General features: G+C 52.5%; 18 protein-coding genes. 10 read left to right on the top strand and 8 right to left on the bottom strand.

From position 1 onward, the window contains the following. The first annotated feature begins 329 nt into the window (after positions 1-329). The gene (locus HV107_RS11640) at positions 330-611 is read left to right on the top strand and encodes a YjcB family protein (RefSeq protein ID WP_182063309.1); all 282 of its coding nucleotides are present in this window, start codon (positions 330-332) and stop codon (positions 609-611) included. Between the two features lie 79 nt (positions 612-690). On the opposite strand, the gene ssb1 is transcribed toward HV107_RS11640, so the two are convergent. Continuing rightward, a complete protein-coding gene (gene ssb1 / locus HV107_RS11635; protein ID WP_014068526.1) occupies positions 691-1,215 on the bottom strand; it encodes a single-stranded DNA-binding protein SSB1 in 525 nt (174 codons plus the stop codon). Positions 1,216-1,466: 251 nt separating this feature from the next. Here ssb1 and uvrA point away from each other — a divergent pair, with 251 nt between their 5' ends. Then, complete coding sequence (gene uvrA, locus HV107_RS11630; RefSeq protein ID WP_182063308.1) at positions 1,467-4,289, top strand: excinuclease ABC subunit UvrA; 2,823 nt, start codon at positions 1,467-1,469, stop codon at positions 4,287-4,289. A 3-nt stretch (positions 4,290-4,292) separates the two neighbouring features. Here uvrA and HV107_RS11625 read toward each other — a convergent pair whose 3' ends face one another. The 3 genes from HV107_RS11625 to tyrB all read right to left on the bottom strand — a co-directional run bounded on the left by HV107_RS11625 (position 4,293) and on the right by tyrB (position 6,930). After that, positions 4,293-4,646: an MmcQ/YjbR family DNA-binding protein gene (locus tag HV107_RS11625; RefSeq protein ID WP_182063307.1), complete on the bottom strand. Its 354-nt coding sequence runs from the start codon at positions 4,644-4,646 to the stop codon at positions 4,293-4,295. 116 nt (positions 4,647-4,762) lie between these two features. Continuing rightward, complete coding sequence (gene aphA / locus HV107_RS11620; protein WP_166718272.1) at positions 4,763-5,476, bottom strand: acid phosphatase AphA; 714 nt, start codon at positions 5,474-5,476, stop codon at positions 4,763-4,765. A gap of 260 nt (positions 5,477-5,736) precedes the next feature. Then, positions 5,737-6,930: an aromatic amino acid transaminase gene (tyrB, locus tag HV107_RS11615; RefSeq protein WP_182063306.1), complete on the bottom strand. Its 1,194-nt coding sequence runs from the start codon at positions 6,928-6,930 to the stop codon at positions 5,737-5,739. Between the two features lie 206 nt (positions 6,931-7,136). Between tyrB and HV107_RS11610 the strand changes: the two genes are divergently transcribed. The 6 genes from HV107_RS11610 (at position 7,137) to HV107_RS11585 (ending at position 10,084) form a co-directional block, all read left to right on the top strand. Next, the gene (locus tag HV107_RS11610; RefSeq protein WP_182063305.1) at positions 7,137-7,694 is read left to right on the top strand and encodes a DUF2589 domain-containing protein; all 558 of its coding nucleotides are present in this window, start codon (positions 7,137-7,139) and stop codon (positions 7,692-7,694) included. A gap of 74 nt (positions 7,695-7,768) precedes the next feature. After that, positions 7,769-8,371, top strand: a complete 603-nt coding sequence (locus HV107_RS11605) for a DUF2589 domain-containing protein (protein WP_182063304.1) — start codon at positions 7,769-7,771, stop codon at positions 8,369-8,371. Then, positions 8,371-8,820 carry a lysozyme gene (locus HV107_RS11600; RefSeq protein WP_182063509.1) on the top strand — a complete coding sequence of 150 codons (450 nt, stop codon included), beginning with the start codon at positions 8,371-8,373 and terminating at the stop codon, positions 8,818-8,820. The genes HV107_RS11605 and HV107_RS11600 overlap by 1 nt, the downstream gene beginning before the upstream one ends. Positions 8,821-8,837: 17 nt before the next feature. Continuing rightward, the gene (locus tag HV107_RS11595) at positions 8,838-9,320 is read left to right on the top strand and encodes a ribonuclease domain-containing protein (RefSeq protein WP_182063303.1); all 483 of its coding nucleotides are present in this window, start codon (positions 8,838-8,840) and stop codon (positions 9,318-9,320) included. Between the two features lie 64 nt (positions 9,321-9,384). Beyond that, on the top strand, positions 9,385-9,792 hold the full coding sequence (locus tag HV107_RS11590) for a hypothetical protein (RefSeq protein ID WP_182063302.1): 408 nt from the start codon (positions 9,385-9,387) through the stop codon (positions 9,790-9,792). Position 9,793: 1 nt separating this feature from the next. Next, positions 9,794-10,084, top strand: coding sequence for a hypothetical protein (locus HV107_RS11585; protein WP_182063301.1), 291 nt, complete (start codon positions 9,794-9,796; stop codon positions 10,082-10,084). Positions 10,085-10,167: 83 nt separating this feature from the next. Here HV107_RS11585 and HV107_RS11580 read toward each other — a convergent pair whose 3' ends face one another. Next, the gene (locus HV107_RS11580) at positions 10,168-10,800 is read right to left on the bottom strand and encodes a response regulator transcription factor (RefSeq protein ID WP_259349695.1); all 633 of its coding nucleotides are present in this window, start codon (positions 10,798-10,800) and stop codon (positions 10,168-10,170) included. A 279-nt stretch (positions 10,801-11,079) separates the two neighbouring features. Here HV107_RS11580 and HV107_RS11575 point away from each other — a divergent pair, with 279 nt between their 5' ends. Then, on the top strand, positions 11,080-12,210 hold the full coding sequence (locus HV107_RS11575) for a hypothetical protein (RefSeq protein ID WP_182063300.1): 1,131 nt from the start codon (positions 11,080-11,082) through the stop codon (positions 12,208-12,210). Positions 12,211-12,269: 59 nt separating this feature from the next. Here HV107_RS11575 and alr read toward each other — a convergent pair whose 3' ends face one another. Both alr and dnaB read right to left on the bottom strand, forming a co-directional pair. Then, on the bottom strand, positions 12,270-13,349 hold the full coding sequence (gene alr / locus HV107_RS11570; RefSeq protein WP_182063299.1) for an alanine racemase: 1,080 nt from the start codon (positions 13,347-13,349) through the stop codon (positions 12,270-12,272). 16 nt (positions 13,350-13,365) lie between these two features. After that, positions 13,366-14,778 (bottom strand): replicative DNA helicase, encoded by a 1,413-nt coding sequence (gene dnaB, locus HV107_RS11565; RefSeq protein WP_182063298.1) that lies wholly within the window; start codon positions 14,776-14,778, stop codon positions 13,366-13,368. 65 nt (positions 14,779-14,843) lie between these two features. Here dnaB and HV107_RS11560 point away from each other — a divergent pair, with 65 nt between their 5' ends. Beyond that, positions 14,844-15,827, top strand: coding sequence for a quinone oxidoreductase (locus HV107_RS11560; RefSeq protein ID WP_182063297.1), 984 nt, complete (start codon positions 14,844-14,846; stop codon positions 15,825-15,827). Between the two features lie 186 nt (positions 15,828-16,013). Here the strand turns inward: HV107_RS11560 and pspG are convergent, their stop codons facing one another. Further along, positions 16,014-16,256 carry an envelope stress response protein PspG gene (gene pspG / locus HV107_RS11555; protein ID WP_182063296.1) on the bottom strand — a complete coding sequence of 81 codons (243 nt, stop codon included), beginning with the start codon at positions 16,254-16,256 and terminating at the stop codon, positions 16,014-16,016. Positions 16,257-16,295 lie beyond the last annotated feature (39 nt).

Raw genomic sequence — 16,295 nt, 5'->3', positions numbered from 1 at the left:
AAAACCTGAATTATTAGCTACGAGTACATTTATTTGTCCACTCAAGCATAATCTATAGGGTTTATGCTGTAAACATTATACAACTAATGAAATATTGCAGAGGTTTTGCTATCTCAATGAATTTATTAAAAAGAGCGGGAAAAGCTCATCATTAGCCTGCAAAGATATATTTTCACTTTACGTTCTGAAGCATATCTCGTGTCTATACCTGCCCCTCTTTTCATCTTCCTGATACTGGCGAATAAAACATCAAGTGTGATATAGTTCACACATATCATGTAACTCAAAACACTGTTTCAGTCGTTCGTCTGCTTTTCGAGGATAGGTTTATGGCAACCATTACCACCAGCATGGTTCTCCTGCGCTGGCCGTTGTTCAGTGCGGTATTGATGTTTTTAGCCAGCACGCTGAACATTCAATTTCGTAAATCTGACTACGCTGGCCTTGCAGTGATCAGCACCGTGCTGGGACTGGGCGCAGCATGTTGGTTTGCAACGGGCTTGCTTGGCATCACTCTGCTGGATATCGCAACCATCTGGGAAAATATGAAAGTCGTCATGGTTGAAGCAATGAGCCACACCCCGCCGGACTGGCCGATGGTGATTACCTGACAGAGTAATTCCTGCGGGTGCTGATGAGCACAATAAAAAAACCTCGCATTTGCGAGGTTTTTTTATGCCTGAAAGGAAATCAGAACGGGATATCGTCGTCGAAGTCCATTGGCGGCTCATTAGATGGCGCTGGAGCAGACTGCTGCTGCGGACGAGACTGCGCGCCGCCGCTGAACTGGTTGCCACCCTGTGGCTGCTGAGGCTGACCCCAACCGCCCTGCTGCTGGCCGCCACCTGCTGGTGCGCCACCGCCCTGACGGCCACCCAGCATCTGCATGGTGCCACCAACGTTAACCACGATTTCGGTCGTGTATTTTTCAGCGCCGGACTGATCGGTCCATTTGCGGGTACGCAGCTGGCCTTCGATGTACACCTGAGAACCTTTACGCAGGTACTCACCCGCCACTTCAGCCAGTTTGCCAAACAGCACAACACGGTGCCATTCGGTCTGCTCTTTCATTTCGCCGGTCGCTTTATCACGCCAGGATTCGGAAGTAGCCAGCGTAATGTTGGCAACTGCGCCACCACTCGGCATATAGCGTACTTCCGGGTCCTGGCCCAGATTACCGACGAGAATCACCTTGTTTACGCCTCTGCTGGCCATGTTCGTGTCTCCTGAATACGTTTCTTAATAGTGTAAACGCGAGAGTGTACCATTTCCATACGCCACTTTGATAGTTGCGTAGCATGTTCCAGACTTCTCTCGCGAACTGAACATTGTTACACAGCGAATCAGAAAATGCATTCCAATACTGTATATCCAAACAGGTCAATTTGTGTCATAATTAGCCGTTTCTGACAGCCGGTTGTCCTTCAAACAAACCAGGCAAACAGTGTTCCTACCGGGAAAGGTGAATGGATAAGATCGAAGTTCGGGGCGCCCGCACCCATAATCTCAAAAATATCAACCTCATTATCCCTCGCGACAAACTCATCGTCGTGACCGGGCTTTCGGGGTCTGGCAAATCCTCGCTGGCTTTCGACACTTTATACGCCGAAGGACAGCGTCGTTACGTTGAATCACTCTCAGCCTATGCCCGGCAGTTCCTGTCGTTAATGGAAAAACCGGACGTTGACCACATTGAAGGGTTGTCACCTGCTATCTCTATCGAGCAGAAATCGACTTCACATAACCCGCGTTCAACGGTCGGTACGATTACCGAAATTCATGATTACCTGCGCCTGCTGTTTGCACGCGTTGGTGAGCCGCGCTGCCCGGACCACGATGTACCACTGGCCGCGCAAACCGTGAGCCAGATGGTCGATAACGTGCTGGCGCAGCCGGAAGGTAAACGCCTGATGCTGCTCGCCCCTATCATTAAAGAGCGTAAAGGCGAGCACACCAAAACGCTGGAAAACCTGGCAAGCCAGGGCTACATCCGCGCCCGTATCGACGGAGAAGTGTGTGACCTGTCTGATCCACCGAAGCTGGAATTACAGAAGAAACACACCATCGAAGTGGTGATTGACCGCTTCAAAGTGCGTGAGGATCTGGCAACACGTCTGGCCGAATCGTTTGAAACGGCGCTCGAACTCTCAGGCGGCACCGCCGTGGTGTCCGACATGGACGACCCAAAAGCCGAAGAGCTGCTCTTCTCTGCTAACTTTGCCTGCCCAATTTGCGGCTACAGTATGCGCGAGCTTGAACCACGCCTGTTCTCGTTCAACAACCCGGCGGGCGCATGTCCGACATGCGACGGGCTGGGCGTTCAGCAGTATTTCGATCCAGACCGCGTGATTCAGAACCCGGAGCTGTCGCTGGCTGGCGGCGCTATTCGCGGCTGGGATAAGCGTAACTTCTACTATTTCCAGATGCTCAAGTCGTTAGCAGAGCACTATAAATTCGATGTTGAAGCCCCATGGGGCAGCCTGAACCCGACGGTACACAAAGTGGTGCTGTACGGTTCCGGTAAAGAGAACATCGAATTCAAATACATGAACGATCGTGGCGATACCTCCGTGCGCCGTCACCCGTTTGAAGGCGTGCTGCACAACATGGAGCGCCGCTACAAAGAGACGGAATCCAGCGCTGTACGTGAAGAGCTGGCGAAGTTTATCAGCAACCGCTCCTGCGCCACCTGCGACGGCACGCGCCTGCGTCGCGAAGCGCGTCATGTGTTTGTCGAAAACACGGCGCTGCCGACCATCTCAGATATGAGCATCGGCCACGCGATGGACTTCTTCACTAACCTGAAGCTTTCCGGACAGCGCGCGAAAATTGCCGAAAAAGTGCTGAAAGAGATTGGCGATCGCCTGAAATTCCTGGTGAACGTGGGTCTGAACTACCTGACGCTTTCCCGATCGGCTGAAACGCTCTCCGGTGGTGAAGCACAGCGTATCCGCCTGGCAAGCCAGATTGGTGCGGGCTTAGTGGGCGTGATGTACGTGCTGGACGAGCCGTCTATCGGCCTGCATCAGCGCGATAACGAACGCCTGCTCGGTACGCTTATCCACCTGCGTAACCTCGGCAACACGGTGATTGTGGTCGAGCACGATGAAGACGCTATTCGCGCCGCTGACCACGTTATCGACATCGGCCCGGGCGCAGGCGTGCATGGCGGTCAGGTCGTGGCGGAAGGGACGCTCAAGGATATTATGGCGGTGCCAGAATCACTGACCGGCCAGTACATGAGCGGCAAACGCAAGATTGAGGTACCGAAACAGCGTGTGGCGGCGAACCCAGAAAAAGTGCTGAAGCTGACTGGGGCGCGCGGCAACAACCTGAAAGACGTAACCCTGACGCTGCCCGTCGGCCTGTTCACCTGTATTACCGGCGTGTCCGGTTCCGGTAAATCGACGCTTATCAACGATACGCTGTTCCCGATTGCGCAGACCCAGCTTAATGGCGCAACGCTCGCAGAACCAGCACCGTACCGCGATATTCAGGGGCTGGAGCATTTCGATAAGGTTATCGATATCGATCAGAGCCCGATTGGCCGCACGCCGCGTTCCAACCCGGCAACCTATACCGGCGTGTTCACACCTGTACGCGAACTCTTCGCTGGTGTGCCGGAATCCCGTTCGCGCGGGTATACGCCAGGACGTTTCAGCTTTAACGTGCGCGGTGGTCGTTGTGAAGCCTGTCAGGGCGACGGGGTTATCAAGGTTGAGATGCACTTCCTGCCAGATATCTACGTACCGTGCGACCAGTGCAAAGGTAAGCGCTATAACCGCGAAACGCTGGAGATTAAATACAAAGGCAAGACCATCCACGAAGTGCTGGATATGACCATTGAAGAGGCGCGCGAGTTCTTTGATGCCGTTCCTGCGCTGGCGCGTAAACTGCAAACGCTGATGGATGTGGGGCTGACCTATATCCGTCTGGGGCAGTCAGCGACCACGCTTTCCGGCGGTGAAGCGCAGCGCGTGAAGCTGGCGCGCGAACTGTCCAAGCGCGGCACCGGTCAGACGCTGTACATTCTGGATGAACCGACCACAGGCCTGCACTTTGCGGATATCCAGCAGTTGCTCGACGTACTGCATCAGTTGCGCGATCAGGGCAATACCATTGTGGTGATTGAGCACAATCTCGATGTGATTAAAACTGCAGACTGGATTGTGGATCTCGGCCCTGAAGGCGGTAGCGGCGGCGGTGAAATTCTCGTGTCCGGTACGCCAGAAACCGTTGCAGAGTGCGAAGCTTCGCACACCGCACGTTTCCTCAAGCCTTTGCTGTAATCGTCACACGGAGAGCTGTTGTCGGGTCGTGTCCGGCAACAGTTCAACGGCCTGCTGATAAGACGCATCCACCAGATAGTAAATTTGCGAGCCAGGCAGCGAGCCATCAAGATAGACGGTGCTCCAGTGGGCTTTATTGAGATGCTTGCTTGGCCGGACATCATGGTGCTGCTCGCGTAACAGCTCAGCCAGCTCCGGGCTGGTTTTCAGCGATGCCGCCGGGCGACCTTCGATCTCTTTCACCATGGCAAACAGTACATCACCAACCTTTATCTGCGTGGCTTTCCAGTCACTGTGGACGCTTTGCTCTGCGCCAGGCTTATTCATGCAGTATTGAAGTATCTCCGAGATTGTCATCTTTGCTCACCTGTAAATGGGTTGAACACGACCTGAGTACCTGCCTCTTTAAGTGTGCAGCAAGACGACAAAAGGTAAACCCGGCAGGCCTGATTTGTTCAAAAAATCAGCATACCTCAGTATTCAGAATTCACAATCACCTCTTCGCCAAAACTCCCCGCCATCGGCAGTGGTCGATAGGTCGAATTAGAGGCGCGTAACACCCTGATCCCTCTGGCACCTACATCACGAGCAGCGGTGATATCGTTGTCAGAATCACCATAAAACACTTTGATATTTTTCTGCTCCAGCCACTGCGTTTTGGTGTTCTGGCCAGGTTTATCACCCGCAAAAATCACCGGGTTCATATTGGCGGCAGGGATCAGAAAATCGTCCTGCAAGGTTTTGGATACCGTTTCGGTTTTGGTCTGGCTGCGTCCGGTCACAAAGAAAATGCTGTCGCCACGCTTAACGTGCATGGCAATCAGTGAGCGAGCCACTTCTTTCGGAATGCTGAACTCATCCCAGCCATTATTCATTTTTTCCCAGAATTCCGGGTTTTTCAGATAGGCTTCGCTGTCCGGTGAGTACATTTTCTTACCGCGCCAGAAACCCGGGCTTGAGAACAAGACGGTGTCGTCGATATCAAAACCCACGGCCATCGGCGGGCGGCCCATCAGGCTGTTTTCAATCTGTGCCACAGAAACCCAGTGAATCGGTGCTTGCTCAGCAAGAATGGCGGCGGTGGTTCCGGTGTAAACCGGTGTGGGCGCGGAAGCTCGCGCAACGACTGCACTATTAAGCGAGAACAATAAGCAGGCGGCGCTGAGCGCCAGTGTGATCTTGCGCATGTTTTCCCCTGAATATTCAGTTTGTTATCGTTTTATTTTGAGCGAACGGTCAAAAAACTACCCGACCATAACCCCTGGGGGAGTCGAATGAAAGGAGTTTTTGCTTATGGATCTGAATAAAAAGAAGAAGATCACAGAGTGTGGATGAGAGACGCAGGCCGGGTAAGCGCCGCGCCACCGGGCAATCTTTTACACGGGTACAAAAAAAGCCGGGTGGCGGCTACGCCTTACCCGGCCTACATAGTTCAGTGAGTGAGTACTTACATTACAGCAGCAAATGCCTGCGCCACGCGCTGAACGTTACTGGTATTCAGACCGGCTAAGCACATACGGCCGCTGGCAATCAGGTAAACACCGAACTCATCACGCATACGGTCAACCTGTGCGGCACTCAGGCCGGTATAGCTGAACATACCGCGCTGCCTGAGCAGGTAGTCAAAGTTATGCCCTGGAACCGCCTCTTTCAGCACGTTTACCAGCTCCTGACGCATCGCCAGGATACGCTTACGCATCGCTTCCACTTCCGCAAGCCAGGTGGCTTTCAGTTTATCGTCACCCAGAACGGTCGCCACAACCTGCGCACCAAAGTTTGGTGGGCTGGAGTAGATACGGCGCACGGTCGCTTTCAGCTGACCCAGCACACGCCCTGCGGCTTCAGCATCTTCACAGATCACAGACAGGCCGCCTACGCGCTCGCCATACAGGGAGAAGATTTTCGAGAACGAGTTGCTGACCAGTGCAGGTAATCCGGCGCTGGCAACGGCGCGAATAGCGTAGGCATCTTCTTCCATACCTGCGCCAAAACCCTGATAGGCAATGTCGAGGAACGGGATCAGGTTGCGCGCTTTCAGTACCTCAATCACCGCATCCCACTGAGGATTGGTGAGGTCTGCGCCCGTTGGGTTGTGGCAGCACGGGTGCAGCAGCACAATACTGCGCTCTGGCAGGGTATTCAGTTTTTCCAGCAGTGACTCTACACGCACACCGTTGGTTTCATTGTCGAACCACGGATAAGTCGCGACCTTAAAACCCGCACCTTCGAAGATAGCAATGTGGTTTTCCCACGTAGGATCACTGACCCACACGCCGGAATCCGGGAAATATTTTTTCAGGAAGTCTGCGCCGACTTTCAGCGCACCCGAGCCGCCCAGCGTCTGGATGGTGGCGACGCGTTTTTGCGCAAGCACCGGATGATCGGCACCAAACAGCAGCGGCGCGATGGTGTTACGGTAGGCATTTAACCCTTCCATCGGCAGATAAAGCGATGCGCCATGTGGCATGGCATTCAGACGCGCTTCGGCTTCTGCAACAGCCTGCAACTGAGGAATAATGGCATCCTCGTTGTAATACAGACCAATGCTCAGGTTCACTTTGTCGCTGCGAGGATCTTCTTTGAAACGCTCCATTAAGGAGAGAATGGGGTCGCCGGCGTAGGCGTCAACTTTCTGAAACACGCGATGGTTCTCCAGATTATTATCAGGCAGGGAATTCAACAATAAACCGGAACCTCCCGTAACACCACCCTTTCCCCGCATCCTGCGATCGGCATAGGTTTTTTGCACTCTCGCCCCGTGTCATTTGCCCAATATTTCACGCTCTCGCCCTGCCGTAATGTGAACCCTGCGCATCCGCGCATTCACTGATTCAAGGAGTTCACATTATGGATTCACAATTTATTGGTTCAGTCATTAACGCCCTGCCGCTGGAACATATGATCGGCGGCCCGCTGCAGGCAATGATCAAAGCGCAGGTTCAGGCCAGCAAGTCGTATACCGATTTCCTGCTTTCCGTCTGTATTAAAGACGGTAAAGCCGTCGCCATTGAGTTCGATTACGACGAAACCGTGGTGGACGAGCAAGGCGTTAGCAAAGGCAGCGTCACCCGCAAAATGAGCATCCCGCTGCTGGCGGCCATCACTCACCCAATCATTTGCATTGAAGACGGCACCATCGACTTCGAACTGGAAGTGAGCCAGAGCGAAGCCAGCTCCAGCAGCACTGAAGCGGAAGCCTCCGTTGAAGCGTCCATCGGCTGGGGCGTGTTCAAAGCCAAAATGACCGGCAAGGTATCGCATAAATCGGAGCAAACTCGCTCCACCGACACCCGCGCCAAGTATTCCATTCACACGCAGATCAAACGTCAGGAACCGCCTGAAGCGCTGCAACGCGTTATTGATTACCTCACCAACGCCAAAACCAAGCCTGTCGCGGCGCAGTAACGGCTCGCCAGCAGAGTATTGCTTTTCCCTAACGCATGAGGCTGCCGTCGGTGGCCTCACTTCAGGAGTGAATTATGTCTTTTAAAACATGGCTACGCGGCAACAAGGATGAGGAGCCAGAGAATAAGACGGAGAAAGAGGCTGATGGAACGCCGCCTCCGGTAAAGGGAAATAATCCACCGCCTCCCGCAGATATTCCGGGCGTACCCGTCACGCTTGAAGATATTACCCGGGGAATGCAATACGCGGCGACGGCAGCCAATGAAATGATCGCCCAGCAATATATGAAGGCGCTGGACCCTTTTTTTGAACCGGCGGACGACGGCTCGCTGATCCCCCGCACCGTTCAGCTGGCGCTGGATGAAAAGCACTATTTTGACCTGCCGCTGGTCGCGCTTTCCACCCCGCGCGGGCTGATGCTGGAAAAAATGAAGGTCAACCTCACGATCCGCACTGAAGGGATGCAAACCCCGTCGCAGCAGGCAGGTGAAAACGAATTTGGTCGCTTCCACGTCAGCCTTTCGCCCTCAAGCGACAGCAAAGGTGGACGCGATAGCCGCCACGTCGACGTGGAGATGCAATTTACCGCATTACCCCCGCCGGAAAGCGTGATGCGTTTGATCGACGAATACACCAACAAAGTCATTCCCCGTCCCAAAGCAGAGGAGACTCCATGATGCAAAAACAACCTGATAGCACCGGCGATAAAGGCGTCGAGCTGATTTGCCATTTTGAAGGACTGAAGCTGGAGCGTTATCGCGACGCCGTGGGTTTGTGGACCATCGGCTACGGCCATTTGATCCTCAAAGAGGAGATGGAAAAACTCATCAAAATCACCACTGGCGAAGCCAAAACCCTGCTGCGCAAAGACCTGAAGCGCACGGAGGATGGCGTTAAAAAGCTGCTGATCCACAGCGCAACCCAAAGTCAGTTCGATGCACTGGTGTCGTTTGCCTTCAACCTCGGCGTCGGCAATTTAAAGAAATCGACCCTGCTGAAGAAATTTAACGCCGGGGATATCGACGGCGCAGCGCTCCAGTTCAAAAGCTGGAACAAAGCGGGCGGCAAAGTGTTGACTGGCCTTACCCGACGCCGTGAGGCGGAAATGAAGTTATTTCTCAGTTAATTAAACAGGAAAATACGATGAAAAAATGTACTTTCATAAACGTCGCTGTTCTGGCCGTCACCCTTTCTGCTGCGATGCAGGCCAGCGCTGCCCTGAAAACCTGCGAAGATGAAATTAAAGAGACCAATACGTTTTTATCTGAGCAGGGCGTCGCACCTATTAACGACGTGACTGACCTGGCGACCACGCTGCGCAATATCAAGAACTTTGGCCGCCTGCCCGATCGCTATATCACGACCCACGAAGCAAAACGTCTTGGCTGGTCCGGCAGTGAAATGGAGACTCTCTGGGGGGTAAAACCCACCAACAAAAAATGGATTGGCGGCGATAGCTACGCAAACCCGGCTTTGCCCGCAAAACAACAGTGGCTCAGCGCGGACATCGACGTCCAGAAGGGCTATCGCAGCCCTAAGCACCTGATTTACAGCCTTTCCGGGCAACAGCGGTTTATCACAACCGATACGTATCAGCATTTGGCTGAGCTGGAACCTTGCCAATAATCCGCCCCTGTCACGGTGATAAAACCCCATTTACCGGGGTTTTATCTTTGTTGAGGATAACGTCATGTCTGACAACTTTCTCCCTACGCTTATCAGTGAAGCATTACTGGCTTTTTCAGGTTTATTTGGTGGTGTAAGTATCTCTTTTTTCTGGCAACCACAGCGGTTGCACCAGCACAGCCGGTTTATGGCGGGCATCATTTTTGGTGGTATCAGTATGGGGGCAGCGGTGGCGTTAGGTGGGTTAGCAGCCCGCTGGCTGAAAATAGATCTTAACCAGGCCGATATTACGCTGGGTTTAGGGTACATATTGGGTGCCATGAGCAATGGGCTGATTGTTTGGCTGGCTAACTTCTTTCGCCGTCATGAACAGCGCGATATTTTTGATGTTGCCAGCGTCATCAAAAGCAAAGTCAGAAATGAGTCACTCCCTCAGCCTGATTTAAATAACAACAAACCTGATGGAGAATAAGATGCTTAACATAATGAATGGATGGGTTCTGCCTTTTATTATTGTTGTCGATCTGGTGACGTCGCTATTGATATTATTTGCGGCCTACAGCCGACGCGTACACGCCTTGCCGACACTCTGTAAAGTCGGTTTGGCGGCACTGGCGTTTGGCTTTTTTGGCGAAAGCAGCTTAAACGTTAAATTTATTTTGACAAGCGCTGACATTTTGAGCGATAGCTTCCCTTTTTGGTTATTACAAGATTTCGGAACCTTAATTGTGGTTATCTATTATTTCAAATCACAATCTCACTAAACACGATAAAAGCGCAACAGGGCCCACTTGTTGCGCTTTTATTTAACATGACAATCATAGTGCAAAAATTTACGGCGTGTCGTCTAATTAGCAATATATTTAAAATAAAGCATTGCGGCCTGGGTGCGGTTGTTTACCTGAAGCCGATGAAAGATTGACTCGAGGTGCACTTTGACCGTGCCTGCACTGATGTTGAGTTGTCTGCTGATTTGCTTATTTGTTCCTCCGTTGGCCAGAAGTTTGAGAACTTCCTGCTGCCGACGGCTCAGAGAGTGGATCGGCAATGCGCTAACGGGCTGTTCCCGGTGAACCACCGCCTGCTCGGGAAAGCAGACCACCCCGGAGGAAACCATGCTTAATATCTGGCTGATTTTCTCTACCGGAAGCTCTTTGGTGAAAATGCCTTTTACATTTTGTCGAATGTAAAAATTAAATATCCTGTCTGTCGCTTTTCTTAACATCACCACAATCGGCAATGTGGGCCAATTGGACGTCAGGCTATTGATGAAATCACTGCATTTCATTTCACCGTCGAGCAAAATAATGTTTACCGGCATTGATGCCAGAATAGTCTGTGCATCTTCAAAGCTGTTTGTAGCAAAAACAGTACATTCCGGCATGACTCTTTTCAGCTCAGTCTTCATACCGTGAATGTAGATCGGCAATTCATCGATCATCAATATATTCATCGCAGCATAACCTCGTGTGATTTCCATTCCTTGAATTATTCAATCAACCTTTTCCGAAAATGAGTATGAGTGCTATTCCCGAACTGTAAAAACAGCATTCGGCATAAGGCGAATGTCATATTCCCTGATCAAAAAGTTAAGTAACACTTAACGAAAAATACAGCCTTAATAAAATATAACCCGAAAAACCATTTCTATCAGAAAAAGCCCAGGCTTATCGGCATATTTTAAATATAACCCTGACACTTATTATTAAAAGGCAGCTGTGTCATCCACCTATACAGTAATATTTTAACGAGGTTATTTATGACGACATTAACAGTATTTTTTTGTGGTACCGGCTCTAATAAATTCGATGATTCTCATGCTAATTACTGGAATGGCGAATTAATTTCCGCACTGGCCGCGAACAACAAAGGCAAAGAGTTTGCCGAATGGGTCATTCTTGATGGGCCAGGAAGCGGCAATTTGCAAAGCGATGAGCTGTGGGTAAAAAGCGGCGATTATTCGCAACTTCGCGGACAGCTTGTGGGCAGTGGCTGGAAGGAAAATGTGCAACATGCCATCAATATTATTAAAGGCCACGTTGACTGGCAGCGCGAAAAGCTGACCCAGGAGAATTATGAACAGCTAAAAAAAGCGGGAGTCCCCATCCAGGATGTCGAAGTGACTGGCTCTTTCTGGTGGCGTAAATATGACTATGGTGATCGCAAAGTGACGCAGCAGGCGCTTCAGCAGCAGATCATCAAGACCTTCCGCAAAGGGCAAATCCTGCCAACTCAGGTTAACCTGGTAGGCTGGAGCCGCGGGGGAATTAGCTGCCATATGCTCGCCAATGCCATGCTGGCCGATCCGCTTTTGGCCACTATTCCGGTGAATATTTTTGCCATCGATCCGGTGCCGGGTATGGGGAACTTCCAGACGGAGAAGGTCACGCTTGGCCGCAATGTCAAAGAGTATGTGGCTTTCTACGCCAGAGACGAGCGCTCGAAAGGTTTCTCGTGCGTGGTCCCGGATACCGACAACGCGACGGCGGTGCATATTTACCCGATGTCAGGGCGACATGCGACGCTGGTAGGCAATGCTTCCGCAAATGGCGACAGTGGCGAAAAAGTGCTGCATGAACCGGGAACGATCGTGCGGCATTTCGCTGAAGTGTGCCTGCAAAGATGGGGAGTAAGCCTGGATAAAACGCTGAATCTGAGCGGATTACAGCTGCTGGAACTGCATCAGGCAAACCAGCGTAATGCGGGGCAATTCGCACAGATGCAAAAAACGGTATATACGGTTTCTGAGAACGATCAGGGGGAGCGTTACGTTTCTCTGGGCAGTACCGGAAAACCGTTCTCGTCCGTGCAGGGTACTCGCTTTAACCCAGTATCGGGGCTGGCATCGGATTACTTAACCAACCAGGCCATCTACAACGTGTTGAAATAAGTCTGGTGGCGGGATCGCGTCCAACGGCACCCGAGGCGGTTGGACGCGAACGCCTTAACTTAATCGACGTACTTCATCGCCACCCGTGACGTCAGGCGCGTAATAAGTTCGTAAGCACTCACTTTCGTTATTTCAGCAATGCGTTCTACGGGTAATCCTTCGCCCCACATCACCACATCATCACCCGCTTTGTCCTGGGCTTCCGGCCCCAGGTCGACGCAAATCATGTCCATCGCCACGCGGCCAACAATCGTCACTTCGCGGCCATTGACCAGCACTGGTGTACCAGACGGCGCGGCGCGTGGATAACCATCGCCATACCCCATCGCCACCACGCCAAGCCGCGTATCGCGCTCGCTGATCCAGGTTCCCCCGTAGCCCACAGGCTCACCCGCTTTGTGCTCACGCACGGCAATCAGGTTAGACACCAGCGACATCACTGGCTGGAAGCCAAAATCCGGCCCCCAGGGCTTGTTGTCCAGCGGCGAAACGCCATAGAGAATGATGCCAGGACGCGCCCAGTCGAAATGGGACTGCGGCCAGAGCAAAATGCCGCCGGATGCGGCAATAGAGCGCATTCCCGGTTTGCCTTCACAGAAAGTGTTGAAGATATCGAGCTGTTGCTCAGTGGCGCCACATTCTGGCTCATCGGCACGGGCAAAATGGCTGACAATATTGACCGGCTGGCGCACGTTTTTGCACTCACACAGGCGCTGGTAAAACGCATCCGCCTTCTCCGGGCGCACGCCCAGACGGTGCATCCCGGTGTCGAGCTTCATCCACACGGTCACCGGCTCGCTGAGCTCGGCGGTTTCCAGTGCAGCAAGCTGCTCTTCGTTATGGATCGCGGTATGCAGATGCTGGTCGGCAATCGTGGTGAGGTCGCTGGCTTCAAAGAAGCCTTCGAGCAGCAGAATGGGCTGGGTAATTCCGCCTGCGCGCAGGCGCAGAGCTTCTTCAAGACGGGCGACGCCAAAAGCGTCGGCATCGGGGAGCGTTCGCGCGGTCTCAAGAAGACCGTGTCCGTAAGCGTTCGCTTTCACGACTGCAACGAGCTTGCTGGCAGGTGCCAGTTCACGCAGACGTTGCAGGTTGTGTCGCAGAGCGCGGCGGTTAATAACAACTGTTGCCGCTTGCATTTGAATTCCTTAGAAATTACTCATCATCATATTGAGGACCGGCATAGTTGTCGAAACGCGACCACTGTCCGTTAAAGGTCAGACGTACCGTACCGATTGGGCCGTTACGTTGCTTACCGATAATGATTTCCGCGATCCCTTTCAGGTCGCTGTTCTCGTGATAAACCTCATCACGGTAGATAAACATGATTAAGTCCGCATCCTGCTCAATGGAGCCAGATTCACGCAGGTCGGAGTTGACCGGGCGTTTATCCGCACGTTGTTCCAGGGAGCGGTTAAGCTGTGACAGGGCCACAACAGGAACCTGTAGTTCTTTAGCTAACGCTTTGAGTGAGCGGGAAATTTCTGCGATTTCCAGCGTACGGTTGTCCGAAAGTGACGGCACGCGCATCAGCTGGAGGTAGTCGATCATGATAAGGCCGATGCCGCCGTGTTCGCGGGCAATACGGCGCGCACGGGAACGCACTTCCGTTGGCGTCAGACCGGACGAGTCATCGATATAGATATTACGTTTTTCCAGCAAGATCCCCATGGTGCCGGAGATACGCGCCCAGTCCTCGTCATCAAGCTGACCGGTACGAATTCGGGTCTGATCCACGCGTGACAGCGATGCCAGAGAACGCATCATGATCTGTTCTGATGGCATCTCAAGACTGAAAATCAGAACCGGTTTATCCTGCAACATCGCCGCATTTTCGACGAGGTTCATCGCAAATGTCGTTTTACCCATCGAAGGACGCGCAGCGACGATAATCAAGTCCGACGGCTGTAGGCCTGCGGTTTTCTTGTTGAGGTCGTCGTAGCCGGTATTGACGCCGGTTACACCGTCGTGCGGTTGCTGGAAAAGTTGTTCGATACGCGCGACGGTGGCATCGAGCACATCGGCTATATTTTTGGGGCCTTCGTCTTTATTCGCGCGACTTTCGGCAATTTTAAACACGCGTGATTCAGCCAGGTCGAGCAGATCTTCGCTGTTGCGCCCCTGTGGGTCAAAGCCTGCTTCGGCGATTTCATTGGCCACCGAAATCATTTCGCGGACAACGGCACGTTCACGCACGATGTCGGCGTAGGCACTGATGTTCGCCGCACTTGGCGTGTTTTTCGATAACTCGGCCAGATAGGCAAACCCACCGACGCTGTCCAGTTGCCCCTGTCGCTCCAGCGATTCCGCGAGCGTAATCAGGTCAATCGGACTGCCCGATTCTTGCAGACGCGCCATTTCGGTAAAAATATGGCGGTGCGGACGGGTATAGAAGTCGTCGGACACGACGCGCTCGGCGACATCGTCCCAGCGTTCGTTGTCCAGCATTAAACCGCCCAACACCGACTGTTCCGCTTCAATCGAGTGCGGCGGGACTTTTAACCCGGCGACCTGATAATCACGTTCACGGGGTTCAGTCTGTTTGTTGAAGGGTTTGTTTCCTGCCATAGTGAATGGAGTTACCGAGATAAAGAGTGGGTCGAAAGATTACCACATTTTCTTATGGAGGAAGCATGGCAACGCGTATTGAATTTCACAAGCATGGTGGCCCTGAGGTACTCAACGCCGTGGAGTTTACCCCCGCCGCACCGGGTGAAAACGACGTTCAGGTTGAAAACAAAGCCATCGGCATTAATTACATCGACACCTATATTCGCGGTGGGCTCTATCCACCACCGTCTCTGCCAAGCGGGCTGGGAACCGAAGCGGCAGGTGTGGTGATTAAAGTGGGCAGCGCCGTTAAGCACCTTAAAGAAGGTGACCGCGTGGTTTATGCGCAATCGGCGCTGGGAGCCTACAGTTCCGTACACAACGTGCCAGCGGATAAAGCCGCCCTTTTACCTAACGCCATTTCGTTTGAACAAGCAGCGGCCTCTTTCCTGAAAGGGCTAACCGTTTACTATCTGCTGCGCAAAACTTACGAGATCAAACCCGACGAACAATTCCTGTTCCATGCCGCCGCCGGAGGTGTGGGCCTTATCGCCTGCCAGTGGGCAAAAGCGTTAGGTGCGAAACTTATCGGCACCGTAGGCAATGCGCAAAAAGCACAGCGCGCATTGAAGGCTGGCGCATGGCAGGTGATTAACTACCGTGAAGAGAGCATTGTTGAGCGGTTAAAAGAGATAACCAACGGCAAAAAAGTGCGCGTGGTGTATGACTCGGTGGGCAAAGACACCTGGGAAGCCTCGCTGGACTGCCTGCAACGCCGCGGCCTGATGGTGAGCTTTGGTAATTCGTCAGGTGCCGTGACCGGTGTTAACCTGGGTATTCTGAATCAGAAAGGCTCGCTTTATGTCACGCGCCCTTCTCTTCAGGGTTACATCACTAACCGGGAAGAGCTGGAGGAAGCCAGCAACGAGCTGTTTTCACTGATCGCCAGCGGGGTAATTAAAGTGGATGTGGCAGATGCGCAGAAATATCCGCTGGCTGATGCGCAGCGCGCGCATGAGGTGCTGGAGAGTCGGGTGACGCAGGGGTCGAGTCTGTTAATTCCCTGATCCCTGAAAAGAAATTGGGCTTCCTTTTCAGGAAGCCCTTTCTTTTTTTAGTTCGGCTGTATGTAGGGTACAGCTCGATGAATTCTTTAGCGGTAGCCATAGTGACAGAATAGATAACTAAATCCTATTCCGTTCTATGCAATGCAGCCGGAAAAGTTGCAGGTATGTGATGAACCCCTCAATACCTTAGTAACGAAAGCGGTTATTGCGCTGATAATTTTGGACTTTTGGTGATCTAATCGCCCGAATCACCCACACAACAGCAATTGCCAGCAGTAACCACGGTAACAGTTTGATCGTCAGGGCAAATAACCCACCAATAAACATGACGACCGTCGCCACCACCATCGCCGCCAGGATACCGAGCAACGATACGCCGGTCACCAGCAGCATGACAAAAAAGCCAATCACAAAAAGTAGTTCGAGCATGGTTCTCTCCCAGGTAATGCCCAATGATGCATTGAGCAT

Origin of the sequence: Enterobacter sp. RHBSTW-00175 (assembly GCF_013927005.1) — a bacterium.
Classification (GTDB): Bacteria; Pseudomonadota; Gammaproteobacteria; order Enterobacterales; family Enterobacteriaceae; genus Enterobacter.
Note: the sequence above shows the minus strand (reverse complement) of the source record. Positions and strands in the feature narration are given on the sequence as shown.

What these genes read in the sequence shown, in the direction of transcription:
- HV107_RS11640 (WP_182063309.1), top strand. Translation starts at nt 330, where the DNA reads ATGGCAACCATTACCACCAGCATGGTTCTCCTGCGCTGGCCGTTGTTC.
- ssb1 (WP_014068526.1), bottom strand. Translation starts at nt 1,215, where the DNA reads ATGGCCAGCAGAGGCGTAAACAAGGTGATTCTCGTCGGTAATCTGGGC.
- uvrA (WP_182063308.1), top strand. Translation starts at nt 1,467, where the DNA reads ATGGATAAGATCGAAGTTCGGGGCGCCCGCACCCATAATCTCAAAAAT.
- HV107_RS11625 (WP_182063307.1), bottom strand. Translation starts at nt 4,646, where the DNA reads ATGACAATCTCGGAGATACTTCAATACTGCATGAATAAGCCTGGCGCA.
- aphA (WP_166718272.1), bottom strand. Translation starts at nt 5,476, where the DNA reads ATGCGCAAGATCACACTGGCGCTCAGCGCCGCCTGCTTATTGTTCTCG.
- HV107_RS11610 (WP_182063305.1), top strand. Translation starts at nt 7,137, where the DNA reads ATGGATTCACAATTTATTGGTTCAGTCATTAACGCCCTGCCGCTGGAA.
- HV107_RS11605 (WP_182063304.1), top strand. Translation starts at nt 7,769, where the DNA reads ATGTCTTTTAAAACATGGCTACGCGGCAACAAGGATGAGGAGCCAGAG.
- HV107_RS11600 (WP_182063509.1), top strand. Translation starts at nt 8,371, where the DNA reads ATGCAAAAACAACCTGATAGCACCGGCGATAAAGGCGTCGAGCTGATT.
- HV107_RS11595 (WP_182063303.1), top strand. Translation starts at nt 8,838, where the DNA reads ATGAAAAAATGTACTTTCATAAACGTCGCTGTTCTGGCCGTCACCCTT.
- HV107_RS11590 (WP_182063302.1), top strand. Translation starts at nt 9,385, where the DNA reads ATGTCTGACAACTTTCTCCCTACGCTTATCAGTGAAGCATTACTGGCT.
- HV107_RS11585 (WP_182063301.1), top strand. Translation starts at nt 9,794, where the DNA reads ATGCTTAACATAATGAATGGATGGGTTCTGCCTTTTATTATTGTTGTC.
- HV107_RS11580 (WP_259349695.1), bottom strand. Translation starts at nt 10,800, where the DNA reads ATGGAAATCACACGAGGTTATGCTGCGATGAATATATTGATGATCGAT.
- HV107_RS11575 (WP_182063300.1), top strand. Translation starts at nt 11,080, where the DNA reads ATGACGACATTAACAGTATTTTTTTGTGGTACCGGCTCTAATAAATTC.
- alr (WP_182063299.1), bottom strand. Translation starts at nt 13,349, where the DNA reads ATGCAAGCGGCAACAGTTGTTATTAACCGCCGCGCTCTGCGACACAAC.
- dnaB (WP_182063298.1), bottom strand. Translation starts at nt 14,778, where the DNA reads ATGGCAGGAAACAAACCCTTCAACAAACAGACTGAACCCCGTGAACGT.
- HV107_RS11560 (WP_182063297.1), top strand. Translation starts at nt 14,844, where the DNA reads ATGGCAACGCGTATTGAATTTCACAAGCATGGTGGCCCTGAGGTACTC.
- pspG (WP_182063296.1), bottom strand. Translation starts at nt 16,256, where the DNA reads ATGCTCGAACTACTTTTTGTGATTGGCTTTTTTGTCATGCTGCTGGTG.